The 18,739-nt window shown below is 40.5% G+C and carries 14 protein-coding genes; 10 read left to right on the top strand and 4 right to left on the bottom strand.

Annotated features, from left to right (window positions below):
- Window positions 1-6: 6 nt before the first annotated feature.
- The 9 genes from BUA60_RS11585 (at window position 7) to acs (ending at window position 11,879) form a co-directional block, all read left to right on the top strand.
- On the top strand, window positions 7-1,350 hold the full coding sequence (locus BUA60_RS11585; RefSeq protein WP_072861938.1) for a RagB/SusD family nutrient uptake outer membrane protein: 1,344 nt from the start codon (window positions 7-9) through the stop codon (window positions 1,348-1,350).
- A gap of 79 nt (window positions 1,351-1,429) precedes the next feature.
- Window positions 1,430-2,941, top strand: coding sequence for a glycoside hydrolase family 10-like protein (locus BUA60_RS11590; RefSeq protein ID WP_072861939.1), 1,512 nt, complete (start codon window positions 1,430-1,432; stop codon window positions 2,939-2,941).
- Window positions 2,942-3,013: 72 nt separating this feature from the next.
- Window positions 3,014-4,288 carry an MFS transporter gene (locus BUA60_RS11595; protein WP_072861940.1) on the top strand — a complete coding sequence of 425 codons (1,275 nt, stop codon included), beginning with the start codon at window positions 3,014-3,016 and terminating at the stop codon, window positions 4,286-4,288.
- Entirely contained in the window at window positions 4,281-5,843 is a 1,563-nt protein-coding gene (locus BUA60_RS11600; protein WP_143153177.1) for a glycoside hydrolase family 3 protein, read from the top strand. The genes BUA60_RS11595 and BUA60_RS11600 overlap by 8 nt, the downstream gene beginning before the upstream one ends.
- Window positions 5,844-5,848: 5 nt before the next feature.
- The gene (locus BUA60_RS11605; RefSeq protein ID WP_072861941.1) at window positions 5,849-6,511 is read left to right on the top strand and encodes a class I SAM-dependent methyltransferase; all 663 of its coding nucleotides are present in this window, start codon (window positions 5,849-5,851) and stop codon (window positions 6,509-6,511) included.
- A 44-nt stretch (window positions 6,512-6,555) separates the two neighbouring features.
- On the top strand, window positions 6,556-7,632 hold the full coding sequence (locus tag BUA60_RS11610) for an anhydro-N-acetylmuramic acid kinase (RefSeq protein WP_072861942.1): 1,077 nt from the start codon (window positions 6,556-6,558) through the stop codon (window positions 7,630-7,632).
- 78 nt (window positions 7,633-7,710) lie between these two features.
- Window positions 7,711-7,971, top strand: coding sequence for a DUF4212 domain-containing protein (locus tag BUA60_RS11615; protein ID WP_072861943.1), 261 nt, complete (start codon window positions 7,711-7,713; stop codon window positions 7,969-7,971).
- Between the two features lie 105 nt (window positions 7,972-8,076).
- The gene (locus tag BUA60_RS11620; protein WP_072861944.1) at window positions 8,077-9,774 is read left to right on the top strand and encodes a sodium:solute symporter family protein; all 1,698 of its coding nucleotides are present in this window, start codon (window positions 8,077-8,079) and stop codon (window positions 9,772-9,774) included.
- Between the two features lie 197 nt (window positions 9,775-9,971).
- Window positions 9,972-11,879, top strand: coding sequence for an acetate--CoA ligase (gene acs, locus BUA60_RS11625; protein WP_072861945.1), 1,908 nt, complete (start codon window positions 9,972-9,974; stop codon window positions 11,877-11,879).
- 414 nt (window positions 11,880-12,293) lie between these two features.
- Here the strand turns inward: acs and BUA60_RS11630 are convergent, their stop codons facing one another.
- Both BUA60_RS11630 and BUA60_RS11635 read right to left on the bottom strand, forming a co-directional pair.
- Window positions 12,294-12,710 (bottom strand): response regulator, encoded by a 417-nt coding sequence (locus tag BUA60_RS11630; RefSeq protein WP_072861946.1) that lies wholly within the window; start codon window positions 12,708-12,710, stop codon window positions 12,294-12,296.
- A gap of 7 nt (window positions 12,711-12,717) precedes the next feature.
- Window positions 12,718-15,360, bottom strand: coding sequence for a PAS domain-containing sensor histidine kinase (locus BUA60_RS11635; protein ID WP_072861947.1), 2,643 nt, complete (start codon window positions 15,358-15,360; stop codon window positions 12,718-12,720).
- Window positions 15,361-15,833: 473 nt separating this feature from the next.
- Between BUA60_RS11635 and BUA60_RS11640 the strand changes: the two genes are divergently transcribed.
- The gene (locus BUA60_RS11640) at window positions 15,834-17,135 is read left to right on the top strand and encodes an APC family permease (protein ID WP_072861948.1); all 1,302 of its coding nucleotides are present in this window, start codon (window positions 15,834-15,836) and stop codon (window positions 17,133-17,135) included.
- A gap of 157 nt (window positions 17,136-17,292) precedes the next feature.
- Here the strand turns inward: BUA60_RS11640 and BUA60_RS11645 are convergent, their stop codons facing one another.
- A complete protein-coding gene (locus tag BUA60_RS11645) occupies window positions 17,293-17,529 on the bottom strand; it encodes a hypothetical protein (RefSeq protein WP_072861949.1) in 237 nt (78 codons plus the stop codon).
- A 633-nt stretch (window positions 17,530-18,162) separates the two neighbouring features.
- Window positions 18,163-18,399 (bottom strand): hypothetical protein, encoded by a 237-nt coding sequence (locus BUA60_RS11650; protein ID WP_072861950.1) that lies wholly within the window; start codon window positions 18,397-18,399, stop codon window positions 18,163-18,165.
- Window positions 18,400-18,739: the final 340 nt, after the last annotated feature.

The following is an 18,739-nucleotide window of genomic DNA, read 5'->3' on the forward strand; positions in this document are numbered from 1 at the left end:
ACAACGATGAAAAAATATCTAAATTTTAATATAAAGGCTATTGCACTATTGATGACCGTTTTGGCGGTATCATCTTGCGAAACCGATTTCGACAATCCTAATGCCGCTACGGACGCCCAAGTTTTTTCTTCTAGGGAAGGCATATTGGCAGCAACCATAGGAATGCAACAATTGTATTCCACCACAGGTTTGAGATGGATCGTAGAAACACCAGCGGTCACCACTAGGGAGGCAGGTATTACCACTACGTTCCAAAATATGATCGATCTTGAGGACGGTGGGGACATTCCAAATTCTACCTCCAATATAGTCGGACTCTGGTCCACTATGCTCAGGGTAATGTCCATTTCAGAAGATATTGCAAAAAATGCACCTGATCTGAACATTAATGATGGCACCAAAAGTGGTTTAATTGCATATGCCAATTTATTTAAGGCAATGGCAATAGGCAGTATGGCTCAAAACTACGAACAAGTAATTGTAGAAATCAGTCAAGATGGGGATGCAGCATTCGTAACCAGGACAGAGGCCTACAACACCGCAGTTGCCCTACTCAATGAGGCTCAAAACTTAATTTCGGCCAACCCAATATCAGACGAATTCAGTTCAGAGATTCTAAGGGGAAATATAGATTTGGAAAACACCCTACAAGCCATGTCGGCCAGATACAACTTATTTGCAGGGAATTATGACGCCGCCATCACTGCTGCAGGTTCAGTAGACCAATCTTCCGGCTCGGTATTTACCTATGATTCACAGAATCTTAATCCAGTTTGGAGCAGGGTATTTCAAAACGGCCTTCCCAATTTCAAACCTAGGGATAATTTTGGTTTGCCAGCCTCATTTTCAATAGACCCAGCGGATGGTCGTATTGATTTCCATTTGGTTCCTTTGGATGAATTGAACCTTAATCAACTGCCCATAGAGGACCTTGCAGGATTCTTTGATGAGGAAAGTGGTACGGAATCCATTCCTGTTTATCTACCAGACGAAATGAACCTGATTATTGCCGAGGCCAATCTTAGAAAAACTTCAGCAGATATTACAGCTGCCGTTACCGCCATAAACGATGTTAGGACGGATAATGACGATGTTTTTGGTGTAAATGCCAATATTACGGCTTATTCCGGTGACACCTCCGTTGACGCATTATTGGACGAAGTATACCTTAACCGCAGGCTGGAACTGTTTTTGACGGGAACCAGTCTGGAGGACAGCAGAAGGTTTGAAAGACCCGAACCCAGCACTAGTGCCAAAGTCTTTACCGATGAAAGGAACAGGAACTTCTATCCTTACCCCAACACGGAAAGGGACAACAACAGCAATACCCCTGCCGACCCATCAATTTAAAGGAAATATTGTTATAGTTTACAAAAGGCCTACATTTATGTTTAAATGCTAGGCCTTTTGTTTAAATACTCGATTGCATATGCTTAAAAGAATTGCCTTTTTACTCATTTTAACACTTACCTCCTGCACGGTATTTAAACCTTCCATACCAACGCCCAAACATGAATTTAGAGGGGTATGGATAGCCACTGTGGTCAATATCGACTGGCCAAAAAGCGGCCTCGATGATATCGAAAAACAAAAACAGGACTATCTGAAAATCCTTGATTTTTATAATGACTTAAATTTTAATGCCGTAATTGTGCAAATTAGGGCTGCTGGGGATGCCTTCTATCCATCCCAATACGCACCCTGGTCAAGGTTTTTGACCGGCAACGAGGGCGTTGCCCCAGAACCTTATTACGACCCATTACAATGGATGATACAAGAAGCACATGCCAGAGGAATGGAATTTCACGCTTGGCTTAACCCCTACCGGGCCACATTTGATGAAAAATTGGAAATCTTAAGTAAGAACCATGATTACAACCTACATCCAGGTTGGATACTGAAATATGGAAAAAAATACTATTACAATCCCGGATTACCAGAAGTGCAACAGCATTTAACAAATATCATGGGTGAAGTAGTGGCCAATTACGATGTAGATGCCGTTCACTTTGACGACTATTTTTACCCTTATAAAATAACGGGTGAAACGTTTGAAGATACAGAAGCCTTTACCAAATACGCCCAACCACAACAATCCCTTGAAGATTGGCGAAGAAGCAATATAGATAGTTTGGTGCACAAGGTGCACAACACTATAAAGAGCACAAAACCCTGGGTTCAGTTCGGTATAAGCCCATTCGGAGTTTGGAAAAACAAGAGTACCGACCCCTTAGGTTCGGATACCAAAGCCGGGCAGACCACCTATGAGGATCTGTATGCCGATCCCTTATTATGGATGAAAATGGGGTGGATAGACTATTTGGTGCCCCAAGTATATTGGAGCATGGATCTACCCGTAGCATCCCATAAAAAAATAGTGGACTGGTGGTCCAAAAACAGTGACAACACCAACCTATATATTGGCAACGGACCGTATAAAATAAGAAACAATAGTGACAAAGCATGGGATAAGAAAATAGAGCTTCCGAATCAATTAAGGTTCGCAAGGGAAAACAACAATGTAATTGGCAATGTATTTTTTAGTGCCAAATCCCTGATGTCCGATAAGGAAGATGTGCTTAAAATATTGAAGAAAAAATACTACCATAATATTGCATTGCCACCCACTTCACCTTTGTCAAAAAATGAATTTCATAATGAAATTATTGAAACACAATTTGAAGAAAAAAACGGACTTTTACATTTCAGCATTCCATCCGAGGAAAGACAAAATTTAAGATATGCCTTGGTGTATGTAGTAAAAAAAGAATCAAAATTAAACTTGGAAAACACGGATAAATTAGTGGCAAAAATACCGCTATCGAACTCCGGTAATTTTAGTTTTGACAGTTCAAAAATCAAAGGAAGAAAACTTTTGGCATTGACGTTTATAAATAATTTTGGACAGGAAAGTCAACCAAAAATAATCAGTATAAATTAATGTCAAGGAAGATTTAACATCTTCAAAAATGACAAATTAAAAATAAATTATAGATAACAAAAAGCAGATAAAATGATTCAAAAAGACAAGTGGGCATGGGCATGGGTTCCTGTTTTATACTTTACACAAGGCATTCCATACATACTTGTAGTAACGGTTTCAGTAATAATGTATAAAAAACTGGGTATCAGTAATTCAGATATTGGTTTATACACGAGCTGGTTGTACCTTCCATGGGTCTTAAAACCATTATGGAGTCCGTTTGTAGACCTCAATGGCACTAAACGAAAATGGTTTTTGAGCATGCAGCTAATAATTTCACTTGCCATCTTGGGAGTGGGTTTAACCGTGCCGACATCCATATTTTTCACCACTTCTTTGGCTTGTTTTTGGATGGCAGCTTTTGCTTCTGCAACCAACGATATTGCATCGGACGGATATTACATGTTGGGCCTGACGGAAAAAAAACAGGCCTTCTTTGTAGGCATGAGAAGTACCTTCTATCGACTGGCTATGATTACCGGTCAAGGACTAATTGTTATCCTCGCTGGATTCCTGGAAAACTATTATGGAGACAACACAAAGGCATGGTCCGTCACTATGATCGCCGCTGCCATTTTAATGTTGGCCTTGACCATCGCTAACTTTTTTGTGACCCCAAAATATGAAACCTCCGAAGCCATTGTTCAAGTAAAACCTGAAGGGTTTATGGACGTATTTATTTCCTTTTTTAAGAAGCCCAATATTGGAATTGCCCTGGCCTTTATTTTAAGTTACCGCCTCGGGGAATCCCAGTTGGTAAAAATGGCCGCTCCCTTTTTGTTGGACAAAACCTCAGCGGGCGGATTGGAATATTCCACCGAGGCGGTAGGAACCATTTACGGAACGGTGGGGGTAATTATGTTATCCTTGGGAGGAATACTTGGTGGCATCCTTATTTCCAAGGATGGATTAAAAAAATGGATGCTACCCATGGTCTTGGCCCTAAATGTACCCAACGCCATGTACGCTTTTTTGGCCTTGACCAAAACCACTAGTATAGTTGCTGTTGTGGCAACTGTGGTTTTGGAACAGTTTGGCTATGGCTTTGGTTTTGCTGCCTTTCTGATCTTCTTGATCTATATTGCCGAGGGAATCTCAAAAACCTCGCACTATGCCATCGCCACCGGATTTATGGCCTTGGGTATGATGCTGCCGGGAATGGCAAGTGGCTATATCCAGGAATGGCTAGGGTATGGCGGGTTTTTCGTTTGGGTCGTCATTGCCGCCCTTCCCGCCCTCTTTCTTTTAAAATATATTAAGTATCCCGCCGATTACGGTAAAAAAACAAATACCGAAGATGTTTAAAATTGCACCCTATAATATGGCCACTACCCAGCTTGACCTAAAAGAAAAAGTTGGTCAATTGTTTATGCCCGCGGCCTTTATCAATGATACCGAGGAAGAAATTCAGGAATTGGAAAAACTCATTGGCAAATATCACATAGGCGGCCTCTGTTTCTTTCATAGTAGGGCCAGCGCCGCGACCAATTTTGAAGGAAAAAAGAAGATTGTTTATAATGAACAAAGTTTAACCACGCTAAAGAACCTTATCCGTCGATACCAAAATGCGGCAAAATATCCACTGCTCATTAGTATTGATGCCGAATGGGGATTGGCCATGCGAATTGAAAACACCCCACAATATCCGTATGCCATCACGCTAGGGGCCATACAAAACAAAGAAGATTTAATTTTTAAGGTAGGACAACAAATAGCTTTGGATTGCAGAAAAGCAGGAATTCATTGGAATTTGGCACCGGTTGTGGATATAAACAACAACCCCAACAATCCGGTAATTGGCTATAGATCGTTTGGAGAAGACAAACTGAATGTCACGCAAAAAGCCATATCCTTTATCAAGGGTACCCAGAGTGTTGGTATTTTAAGCTGCATCAAACACTTTCCTGGCCACGGGGATACGGCTACGGATTCCCATCTTGGCCTTCCAATCATTAAAAAGTCCAAGGAAGCCCTTATGGCAAACGAACTTTATCCCTTTAGGGAAACCATTAAAAATGGGGTGGATAGCGTTATGGTAGGTCATTTATCCATACCCTCTTTGGATAATGGTGAGGGTACTCCAGCAACGATATCCAGCTCCATCATAAAAGGCCTCCTTCGCAAAGAATTAAATTTTAATGGCGTAGTGATATCCGATGCCTTGAACATGCATAGCGTAAGCAAAATGTTCTCCCAAAAAGGGGAACTGGAATGGCGTGCCTTTGATGCAGGCAACGATATCCTTTGTTTTGCAGAGAACACGAAGGAAGGCATTCAAAAAATAATGGATAATGCAGACCCCAATGAAATTGAAGAGCGTTTTAATCGCGTATGGAAACTAAAGGAACAAGCCTTTGCCTCCCATTCCCCATCAGCGAAGGACCAACAGGAAACCTCTGCCCTAAATAAACAGCTAGCTACAGAAAGCCTTACCTTATTAACCGGGAACGATAGTATTGTTAGCAATTTTACAAGAGAAGGCTTTAATTGCCTTTCCTTAGGGGAATCCACCGATAAATCTTTTGTAGAAACTACCTCGGAGATTGCCGATAATGGGCCAAAAAATAGGGATAATGTCTTAATAGCCCTTTACCCACCAAAAGTAAAGCCCCAAAACAATTTTGACCTCAAAACTGAAGAACTGGACCTGCTTCGGCAATTGCTCAATACAAAGAGGGTTATTCTATATGTGTTTGGAAACCCTTATGTACTCAACCTCATCAATTATAAAGCGGCCAAAGCAGTGGTATTGGGATATCAAAATTTTAAAGAGTTTCAAGATAATGCCCTAGCCCATTTTAAGGGCGAAATCATAGCTAAAGGGACATTGCCGGTTACCATTAATCTAATTGAACCTTAAAGACAATGGAGAACAACATTATCAAATCCTGGAACAAAAATGCCCTTGAATGGATCAAGGTAATTGACAATGCCGATATTGAATCCAGAAAATTCACCAATAAGGCCATACTGGAACTTATTGGTAATTCACCTGCCATCAAAATATTGGATGTAGGCTGCGGGGAGGGGTGGCTCACGAGGAGCCTTGGTGATATGGGTAAATTTGTGGTAGGCCTGGATGCCATTCCGGAATTATTGGAAAATGCTGAAAAAAAAGGCCAAGGTACCTATTATCAAATGTCCTACGAAGATATCATATTGGGAAATCCTATCCCGGAAGTACCTTTTGATGCAGCTGTTTTCAACTTTTGTCTTTATCAAAGGGAAGGGCTCAGCCAACTCCTAAGACAAGTAAAAAAATCGCTATCGGAAAATGGTTATATCGCCATCCAGACCCTTCATCCCTTTTTCCTTTTACAAAATGATTTGGGGTACAAAAGTCAATGGATCAACGATTCCTGGAAAGGACTTCCCGGCAATTTCACAGACGGCCACTCTTGGTACGCCCGTACTTTTGAATCATGGATATCCGTATTTAAAAAAGCCGGACTTCAATTACACCAATTACAGGAAGTGACCAATGATGACCACAAACCCATTTCAGTAATTTTTATTTTGTCCGAATAATTCCAAGTCCACCTTATGAACCATAACAAAATCAATAATTAAAAATGAAAATGTATAAAGTCATTGGACTAATGTCGGGAACCTCCTTGGACGGATTGGACCTGGCTTACTGCCATATATGGGAAACCGTCAGTGGATGGGATTTCGAGATTAAACAAACGCACAGTATTTCCTATAGTGAAGAATTGCAGACTAAACTTAAGAACTCCATTTACCTTCCGGCCGACCAATTGCTTCAATTCCACAATACCTATGGCAGCTGGCTTGGGCTACAAGCCAAGGATTTTATCAAAGTCCATACCCTGGAAGTTGATTTTATTGCCAGTCATGGTCACACCACCCATCACCAGCCCCAAAACGGACTTACTTTTCAAATAGGTTCCGGTCAACACCTGGCCAACGAAAGTGCCACCAAGGTAATATGTGATTTCCGTACCAACGATGTAGCCCTGGGCGGACAAGGAGCTCCTTTGGTGCCCATTGGGGATCAACTCTTTTTTGGTCAGTACGATTATTGCCTAAACCTTGGTGGTATAAGCAACATATCCTTCGAACAAAATGGCAAAAGATTGGCCTATGACATTGGCCTGGCCAATATGATCCTCAACCATATTACCAAAAAAATAGATCTGGAATATGACAAAGGAGGTGCTCTGGCAAGGACCGGAAAGCTAAACCGGGGCATGTTGGACCAACTCAACGACCTGGAATTCTATAAACTGCCCTTTCCCAAATCAATTGGATTTGAATGGTTTGTAGAGAAGGTGGTCCCCATTGTTGAGGATACCAAGGACAGTATTGAAAATTTACTACATACTGCCGTTCATCATATTTGCGATCAGATAGCCCTTCAGGTATCAGCTCAAAAGAATAAAACAAATAAGAGTCTATTTGTTACCGGAGGTGGCGCCCTAAACACTTTCTTAATGGATTGTTTACAGGAAAAACTTGGAACGGAAACAAAAGTTATTTCACCCTCAAAAACCTTGATCGAATTTAAAGAGGCCTTGGTATTTGCACTTATGGGGGTTTTAAGGGAGGAACAGAAAATAAATTGCCTTAGTTCCGTGACAGGGGCCAAAAGGGACTCATTTGGAGGTGTTATTTATTTACCGGCTTAAAACATATCGTTTGGTATATTAAATCAAAACCTTATCTTGGTTACTTAAATATTACCTCTTTACAAAACCAAAGATATAATGAGTGAGAAACAAAAAAAGGCAACTGCCTATTGGAAGGAAAATGTGCGCTATTTATTTATTCTGTTATCCATATGGTTTGCCGTTTCATTCGGGGCCGGGATATTATTTAAGGATGCCCTGAACACTATAAAAATAGGTGGTTTTAAATTAGGCTTTTGGTTTGCACAACAAGGGTCTATCTACGTTTTTGTAATCTTAATATTCGTTTATGTACGCCTTATGAACAAGTTGGACAAAAAATATGGTTACAACGAATAGCCGCTTCGAATTTTCCATTTCCGATTACAAATACCGAAATGCCATTGGACTTACCACCCAATTGGCCAAAACACAATCCAAAATATCAACCAAAAAACTTAAAATATGAGTGTTCAAGTCTGGACGTACCTTCTTGTAGGAATCACCTTTGCCCTGTACATAGGAATAGCCATTTGGTCCAGGGCAGGATCAACCAAGGAATTTTATGTTGCCGGTGGTGGGGTATCCCCCTTGGCTAACGGAATGGCCACTGCGGCCGACTGGATGTCCGCTGCTTCCTTTATCTCCATGGCCGGAATTATTGCCTTTGCAGGTTATGACGGTTCCGTTTACCTAATGGGCTGGACGGGTGGCTATGTGCTCTTGGCGCTGCTCCTTGCCCCCTATTTAAGAAAATTCGGAAAATTTACGGTCCCCGATTTTATAGGGGACCGATATTATTCCAATACGGCCCGTATGGTGGCCGTGTTCTGCGCATTGATTGTTTCCTTTACCTACGTAGCCGGACAAATGCGAGGTGTTGGTGTGGTCTTCTCTAGGTTTTTACAGGTAGATATCAATACAGGGGTAATCATTGGAATGATCATAGTTCTCTTTTATGCTGTTCTAGGCGGTATGAAAGGAATTACCTATACTCAGGTGGCACAATACTGTGTACTTATATTTGCCTTTATGGTTCCTGCCATATTTATTTCCTTTCAAATGACAGGCAATCCCATACCTCAATTGGGAATGGGCTCTACCCTTAATGACGGTTCAGGAACGTTTCTAATGGACCGGTTAAACGGACTCTCCACAGAGTTGGGCTTTGCCGAATATACGGATGGTACCAAATCTGTCATAGACGTCTTTGCCATTACCTTGGCCCTTATGGTAGGTACGGCAGGACTACCCCACGTTATTGTAAGGTTCTTTACCGTAAAGAGGGTCAAGGACGCAAGGAAATCTGCCGGACTGGCCTTATTGCTAATAGCGATTCTATACACTACCGCTCCAGCAGTTTCCGTTTTTGCAAAAATGAACTTGATAGATACTGTAAGCAACGAAAAATACAGCCTTATGCCCGTTTGGTTTAAAAACTGGGAAGAAACCGGGTTATTGACCTTCGACGATAAAAATAAAGATGGAATAATTCAATATGTCGCCGATAAGGATAAAAACGAATTAACAGTAGATAACGATATTATGGTCTTGGCCAATCCGGAAATTGCCAACCTTCCGGCTTGGGTAATTGCCCTAGTGGCCGCAGGAGGATTGGCAGCTGCACTAAGTACGGCAGCAGGATTGTTGTTGGTCATCTCGGCCTCTGTTTCCCATGACCTCATCAAAAAAGTTTTTAAACCCAATATCTCCGAAAAAGGGGAGTTATGGGCTGCAAGGGGAGCTGCAACGGTAGCCGTTGTTATTGCAGGGTATTTTGGAATTCACCCGCCGGGATTTGTGGCAGCGGTGGTTGCCCTTGCCTTTGGACTTGCAGCAGCCTCGTTCTTTCCTGCCATTGTACTAGGCATTTTTTATAAGAAAATGAACAAGGAAGGCGCCATTGGCGGTATGGTAGTTGGGATAAGTCTAATGCTGTTCTATATGGCCAAATTTAAGTTGGGCTGGTTGGGCGAAATTCCGGATAAGTCCGAATGGTGGTTTGGCATATCACCGGAAGGCTTTGGAACAGTGGCTATGATCGTCAATTTTATAGTTGCCTTGGTCATCAATAGATTTACACCAGAACCTCCAGAGGAGGTGCAGGAAATAGTGGAGAACATTAGGATTCCCAGTGGTGCAGGAGAGGCTGTAGACCACTAATCCAATAGTTTATCTTAAGGTTGGCGGCTTAAGAAAAGTGAATGGCCACTTAGTACCTCTATAGGAACAAACCGTCAATCTTCTTACTAGGGTTTTAACACATTCTCATAAAATTGGCATTTCAATATTAAATTCATATTAGGAAACCTTCCTTTTATGGATGATTTATATAAATTTATAGAAATTTTAAAAACACGATGAGCAATTATCACATTAAGCATTTAGAAGAATACTATCAGGTTTATCGAAAATCGGTTCGCGAACCAGAAAATTTCTGGGGAGAAGTAGCTGAAGAGCATTTTTTGTGGAGAAAAAAATGGGACAACGTTCTAAGTTGGGATTTCGAAAAACCTGAAATAAAATGGTTCGAAGGGGCACAATTAAATATTACCGAAAACTGTATAGATAGGCACCTACTTGCCAGGGGAGAAAAAACGGCCATTATTTTTGAGCCCAACAACCCGGAAGAGGAAGCCCAGCATATTACCTACCGTCAGCTGCACGAGCGAGTGTGTCAATTGGCCAATGTTTTAAAAGACCAAGGTGTTAAAAAGGGGGATCGTGTTAGTATCTACCTTCCCATGATCCCGGAATTGTCCATTGCCCTCTTGGCCTGTGCCAGGATAGGGGCCATACATTCCGTGGTGTTTGCAGGATTTTCATCCACTGCCCTGGCTACCCGTATCAATGACAGTGATTGTAAATTGCTAATAACGTCCGATGGATCCTATAGAGGATCCAAATCCATTGACCTAAAAGGAATTGTGGACGAAAGTTTGGAAGATTGCCCAGGAGTTAAAACAGTGTTGGTCGTAAAACGAACCAATGCAAAAATAAATATGAAGGAAGGGCGCGACCAATGGCTACAGCCCTTACTGGAAAATGCTTATCTGGATTGTGTTCCGGAAATAATGAACGCTGAGGATCCTTTGTTCATTTTGTATACCTCCGGCTCTACCGGTAAACCCAAGGGAATGGTACATACCACCGCCGGCTATTTGGTGTACACCGCCTATACCTTTAAAAATGTCTTTCAATATACAGAAAACGATGTCTATTGGTGTACCGCGGATATAGGCTGGGTAACCGGCCACAGTTATATTGTTTACGGGCCCTTGGCCAATGGCGCCACCACCCTAATGTTCGAAGGGGTACCCAGCTATCCTGATTTCGGAAGGTTTTGGGAAATCGTGGAAAAACACAAAGTAAATCAGTTTTATACCGCTCCTACCGCTATTCGTGCCCTTGCAAAGCAGAATATTGCCTTTGCCGAAAACCACGACCTGTCCTCATTAAAAGTATTGGGCTCCGTAGGGGAACCCATTAACGAAGAGGCTTGGCATTGGTACAACGATATTATTGGAAAAAAGAATAGTCCTATTGTGGATACTTGGTGGCAAACAGAAACAGGAGGCATTATGATAACGCCCATTCCTTATGTAACGCCCACCAAACCCACCTATGCCACCCTACCCTTTATAGGAGTACAACCGGCATTGATGGACGAACAGGGCAAGGAACTCAAGGGCAACCAAGTAGAAGGTAGACTATGTATCAAGTTCCCTTGGCCAGGAATGGCTAGGACCATTTGGGGCGATCATGCCAGATATAAGGATACCTATTTCTCGGCCTTTCCCAACAAATACTTTTCCGGGGACGGTGCCCTAAGGGACGAAGTAGGATACTATAGGATTACCGGTCGTGTAGATGACGTAATCATCGTGTCTGGCCACAACTTGGGTACGGCCCCAATAGAAGATGCCATAAACGAACACCCAGCAGTGGCAGAATCGGCTATAGTGGGCTTCCCTCACGATATTAAGGGCAATGCCCTTTACGGCTATGTAATCCTTAAGGAAACCGGGGAATCCCGTAACCACGATAACTTAAGGAACGAAATTAACCAGATTATCACAGAGCATATTGGCCCAATAGCCAAACTGGATAAGATTCAGTTTACCTCTGGCCTTCCAAAGACACGTTCCGGCAAGATCATGAGGCGTATCCTGCGCAAGATTGCCAGCAGGGACATGAACAATTTAGGAGATACCAGTACACTGCTAAACCCTGAGGTAGTAGAAGAGATTAAAGACAACGTACTTTAATTTATTTTGTGGGGCATTGCCACTTTATAGAAAAGCATAAAGTGGCCGTGCTTTCCGCTATATCTTTTTTATGCCCAGAACATCATAGATGTTTTTAATACTTTACTTTCCCATCGGCCTAAAAAAGGATGCCGCTGCAATCACTAATGCGGGTTGTTCCAATAGACCCCTATCCCCTATTTAGATAGTATCGTTAAAGATTCCTATCCTCAAAGACTCCTCAAGAAAAAATAAAAAGTCCATGGACTCAAACCTATTGGCAATTAAATACACCGAGTAAAAAGCTGCATGAATATGGTAATCTACAAGTGCTTAATTTCTAGGGATTGACAACTTTATAATTTCCAGAGGAAGATCAATTTACTTCCCTTAAAAATATTATGGGTACTCAAAAAACGATTTAGTTTAATCGTACTATAAACTTCCGTTACTGTCCAATTCCTGAATAATAGACGTTAACTGATCGTGGGTAATTGGCTTCACAATATAATCGGTGATTTCGCTTATTTTCTTTGCCCTATCAATATCCACAGGGTCTACAGATGAGGAGACCATATATATCGTTATTTTCTTTCCCAGCTTTGGCTTTATCTTTACATATTCTTCCATGAATTGAAATCCGTCCATGATAGGCATATCTATATCCAAAAAAATCACATCTGGAAGCTCCTTGTCATTGTGTAGATTATCCAACATAAAATCCAAAGCCTCTTCACCATCCGAAAAGACCATAATCTTATCGGTCAAATTAAGTGCTTTCATGGTCTTGACCATGGTAAATTGATATATATCGTCATCATCAACAATACAAACATTTAAAGAACTACTCATTTACTATCTAATTAAAATTAATATTAAATGTGGTGCCCACATTTACTTCACTTTCAGCCGAAATAGACCCACCATGCGCTTCTATTTGTGTTTTGGTCATGAACAAACCAATTCCTCTGGCATCGGGATGCCTATGAAAGACCTTGTTCAAACCAAATAATTTATGGCCATGCCTTTTTAAATTTATTCCCTGCCCATTATCAGTAACCTTCAAGAATTTTTTACCATTTTCAATTCCAGATGAAACATATATTTCAGGTACTCTATCCGCACTCCTGTATTTTAGGGCATTTCCAACCAAGTTAAGAAAAATACTTTCTAAATAAATTTTATTGTATGCAATATAAGGCAATTTTGAGAAATCGCTTTTAATTACCGCTCCAGTACCCATAATTTCACCTGCAAGTATTTCCTGTGTTTTAACCATCACCGAATTAAATTCAATTTCCTCTAGCCTATCCTCATTATTATTTTTCCTAATGTTTAAAGCCTCTACCAAGGTATTGAGCGTTAGCGTAAGATGATCGATAACTGATTCAAATTTTTGGAACAGATCCTCACGCTCCTCCTCACTTTGGGCAAGTTTATAAAACCCTAAAAGTGAATTCAGGTTGCTCACCGGAGCTCTTAAATTGTGCGAGGTGATCTGGGTAAAATCTGCCAGCTTGGTGTTTTGGGCCACTAATTTTTTTGCAAAGACCTCTAACTCTTCCTTGGCCTTCAGTATTTTTCCCTCAGCTATTTTTTGGGAAGTAATATCCCTTATAGCGGCAGATACCAATACACCTTCTTTGGTTTTAAGGGGACTTAGACTTATTTGTATAGGAATTAATTTACCTTTTTTATTAATGGCGAATAATTCTCTTCCCTCCCCCATATGCCGTGTTTTGGGGTTGGCAAAGAAACCTGCCCTATGGCCTGGATGTTTGGCACTATAAGCTTCAGGAATAAGAATTTCTACGGATTTACCTTTCAGTTCCTTGGCACTGTATCCGAACAATTTTTCCGCCTGTTTGTTGATCATATTAATTTTTCCGGCTTCATTGACGATCACCATGGCATCTGGAGCCGATTCCAACAGTCCCCGAAATTTTATTTCTTCCAGCCGCTGTTCCGTTACATCCTGGCAGGTACCCACCAACTCAATTACCTCACCAGCGTCATTGGTCATAATTTCTGCTAATAGCTGAATATTCTTTACCGTTCCATTCCTCAACTTAATCCGATGCAATAAATCCGGGAATTTTTTTTCCTCCAAAGAATATTGCACATGATTTGTCACCATTTCCTTGTCCTCTGGATGCACAAATGAAAAATAGGTATCGTAAGTCAAACGAGTCTCTATATCAACATTAAAAATCTTATATAAATTGGAAGACCATGTCACCTCATTCGTAATCGTATTCCATTGCCAGTTTCCGATCATGGATAGACGCTCGGCAAAATTAAGGACCTGATTTTTTCGCAATAGCTCGATTTCCGCATTTTTAATGGCAGTAATATCAGAGGCTACGGTTAAGGATCCGGTTATTTCCCCATGCGTATCTTTAATGGCCGATATAGTAACCTGGACCGTAATTTTAGAACCATCTTTCTTTATATAGGTCCATTCCCTTACATCAAATTCGTTATTTTCCGCCAACCCCTTTAAGGGATCCTTACCATATTTTTGGGACAAATCCTGCCTAAACCTTTCCACCTCCTCCATTTTTGCAAATAAACTAGGTATCTGTGTGCCAATAATTTCAGAAGTCGAATAACCCAATAAATACTCAGCTCCATGGTTGAAATGATTTATAATCCCTTTTTCGTTGGTAGTGATAATGGCAACTGACTTGGAATTGAATATGGCCTTTAATTCGGCATTAGCATTACTCAACGCCTGTTCCGCTAGTTTTCCTTCATTAATATCCTGGAAAATCCCAAAAAGGCCTACGCATTTTCCATCTTCAAATTCCCCACTTCCAATGGCGCGGGTCCAAAGGGAAGTCCCCTTTGCAGTTACAAGCTCAACCTCAACATCATAAGGTTGCCCTGTTAGCATAGCCTCGTTAACCACGCGCTGGATGGTTTCACGACTTTCCCCTTCTTTATAGAAATTAATGGCGGTTTCCAATTGAGGTCGATAATTTTCAGGCACCTCATGTATTTCACATACCATCTTGCTCCAATAAACTTCATTGGTTGAAAGATTAACCTCCCAAGTGCCAATTCGGGCCACTTCATTGGTCTTATCCAATATTTGAATCATACGTGCCCGTTCTTTTTCCCTTTCTTTCTGAGGTGTTATATCTCCGGTATGCATTAGCAAACCTCCTATCTTTCCTTCCGAAACATACCAGGGACGTACATCCCAATAGATCCATTGTATTGTTCCATCTGCACGTTTAAATGGTGCCTCCTCACAAATATCAATGGCGCCCTTAAGGCATTTTTGATGGTTGGCTTTCCAATCTTCACCTATTTCAGGGAATAGTTCATAATGCGACCGACCAATTATTTCCTTGTCTTCCATTTTATAATCCGTGATCCAACGTTGGGATACTGCTATATATCGCATGTCCTTGTCCAACATAGCAATGGCCGTGGGTGCCTGTTCAATAAAGATTTTATTATACTGTTCACTCAGTTCAGAATCCTTTGTAGACATATTCAACTCCCTAAGATTTACGGAAAATTCCTAAAGTTAATATTTTATGGTCCTAGCATTTAAACTTCACCGGTACCAACGATTACACTCCCATACAATTAAAGGCCCAAATAGCGGTGTATGACCATAAATTTCACGCACTTGATTCAAAAATTCAGGTGCATGTGTTAAATTTAGTATATTTTTCCTACATAAGACCAAGACAACCAACCTTAACTAGCATTACGGTTTTTAGAAGATTATCTAAAAAGCAAAAGGATTCCCAAGCCCATTTCAGTAAATACGATGAAATTAATAGGTAATCACCCTAAAAAGGGAGCAAACTATTAATTCCGGAAATGTACGTACACCAAAGAAAGGGCAACATTTTTGTACTCCTCAGTAACCCAAGAATTTAATATAAACTAAATCATTATATTAGCTCTCCCCTCCTTTTTATAGCCTAAACATATTTCCCATTAAACGATCCACCTATGAAGGAAACCAATGAACACTTAAAAAGGGAGGTCGGAGTTATGGGCCTTAGTGCCAATCTTGTCAATATTATAATCGGCGCCGGTATCTTTGCCTTACCTGCCATTGTTGCGGCGGGACTAGGCTCTTCAAGTATTTACGCTTATTTATTCTGTGGCCTGTTAATTACCTTGGTAATGCTCTGTTTTGCCGAAATTGGCAGTAAAATAACCACTTCGGGTGGGGCCTACACCTATATACAATCCTCGTTCGGACCCTATTTTGGGTTTCTAACGGTTATTTTGTTCGTTCTTTCCGCAACATCGGCAGATGCAGCGGTAGCCAATGCCCTTGTGGACATCATTGGAACTATCTTTCCAGTATTTAAATCGGGCACCCTTAAAATATTTATTTTCTTTATCCTATTTGGCACCTTGGCCTTTATCAACGTAAAGGGAATAAGAGAAGGAATGTTTGTGGTGAAGACTATAACCATTACCAAACTAATCCCGCTTTTACTGTTGGTTATTTTTTCATGGGGAGAGGTATCCTTGGACCATCTAGCTATAAATTCGGTACCTACCATAGAAGATATTGGTAAAATATCGCTCATTCTTTTTTTTGCCTTCCAAGGTGCGGAGTCGGGTTTATCCATTAGTGGGGAGGTTAAAGATCCGACCAAAAATATCCCTAGGGCCATATTTATAAGTGTAGTTGGTGTTTTGATCCTCTACATCCTTATTCAAACGGTTTCCCTTGGCGTATTGGGAGCATCATTGGCTACCTATAAGGAAAACCCCCTTAGCTTTGTTGCCCATCAGGTCTTCGGACCTGTAGGCTTTACTATAATAACCATTGGCGCGGCAATTTCTATGCTCGGAAATTTAAGCAGTGAGATTTTAAGCATACCCAGGGTATTATTTAGGGCTTCAAAAGATAAAGTCATTCCTATAAATTCACTCTCTAAAGTCCACCACAAATTCTCCACACCCTACATTGCAATAATCGCCTATTCCATATCGGGATTTTTACTAGCCACCTTTGGCGGATTTCAACAAATGGCCATTATCTCCAGTGCATCCATTTTATTGGTCTATTTGGGAGTAACACTTGCGGTAATCAAGCAGAGAAGAAAAAAGTTGATACGGACCAAAAATGAATTTAGGATACCCGGAGGCTATCTGGTCCCGATACTATCGGTAATGATTATAGTTTGGCTACTATCCAACATGGAACGCCAGGAGGTTATCGGGTTTGGGGTCTCTTTAACGATCCTAACCTTTATCTATTTCCTAAAGGGCATCATTTGGAAAAAAAAATAATCTTCCCAATGTCATTGGATTCAATTTAAGTAAACTACCTCTGGGAAAGCCCTCGAGGCATTCGTAGGAAACGAACTTAAAATTTCGAGGCAAGCCTCGGTGTATTATACCTTTTGGCGGTGCCAATAAAGATGGTGTTTGAAAGTAAGTGATTGGTTTAAGCCAATTTAGCTTTGTTCAATTTAGTAGAGAAAGACAATTCTTTTTTAACCCTAGAATTTTTGAACATGTACAAACGAGCTACTTTGTTTTCGTTTTTGACAGAAACCTCATTTTGGGTAGAAGTAACAATACTCATGCTAACAGTTTCAACTTTCACTTCTTGACCAACGTTGTTTGCTTGTGCAGCTACTCCGATAAAAAGAACAAAAATTAAAGTTAAAAGCGTTTTCATGATGCGTTGTTTTGTTATGTAAATTTAACGCCACATGCACCTTGGCATAGGTCACAAATCGTTTAAACCCCCTTATTTTTCGGTATCTGACAAATCTCCCGATAAAATGTAGAAAATGCTCGGTGAGTGAAAACCTACCCAGGAAACGGTAATCGATGTTAATGGTATTTAATCGGTAATTCTTACAGTATTTTAGTTCACCAAAACCATATTCACTCAATTTTTGTAGTATAAAACCTATAAAAAACAGATGTGCTTTGGATAGACTTCCGGGCAAAGCGATTCCATAAATTGTCGATGTTCAACAATCCTTCCCATTTAAAGATGTTTTTGGTGCACGGTCCACGGCCTTCAAATACTGGGCAAAACCTAAAAACAACCAATTGACAAATGATGCGAACTACAAAACTTATTTAAATAGGCCAAACAATTCCATGATTACAGGTTTACAACAAGCTTCATTTAGCCAGCCTATATTGAAAGCATCTAAACATTTACCTAGACCACTTTATAATTACCTTCTACAAATGCTTTGTTGATCAGATAATTGTTGGCAACTAAAGTTTGGTTGGATAGGATGTAATTTAGGTCGGGGAGATTTCCATTCCTTATGAATTCTAGAGGACCTAAAGATTAAGCCAATTTAGCTTTGTTCAATTTGGTAGAGAAAGACAATTCTTTTTTAACCCTAGAATTTTTGAACATGTACAAACGAGCTACTTTGTTTTCGTTTTTAACAGAAACCTCATTTTGGGTAGAAGTAACAATACTCATGCTAACAGTTTCAACTTTTACTTCCAGCCCAACGTTGTTTGCTTGTGCAGCTACTCCGATAAAAAGAACAAAAATTAAAGTTAAAAGCGTTTTCATGTTGCGTTGTTTTGTTATGTAAATTTAACGCCACATGCACCTTGGCATAGGTCACAAATCGTTTAAACCCCCTTATTTTTCGGTATCTGACAAATCTCCCGATAAAGTGTAGAAAATGCTCGGTGAGTGAAAACCTACCTAGGAAACGCTAATCGATGTTAATGGTATTTAATCGGTAATTCTTACATGGTTTTAGACAAAACCATTCACCTACAATCAAAAATTGTAGTAAAATATCTACAAGTAATTTATGAATCATATACGCCATTTCCGTTACCCGCAGCCTTATATAATTCCATCCATACCACTCAAAACATATATTAACATGATATTTTAAAAC

Source organism: Arenibacter palladensis, from assembly GCF_900129275.1.
Classification (GTDB): domain Bacteria; phylum Bacteroidota; class Bacteroidia; order Flavobacteriales; family Flavobacteriaceae; genus Arenibacter; species Arenibacter palladensis.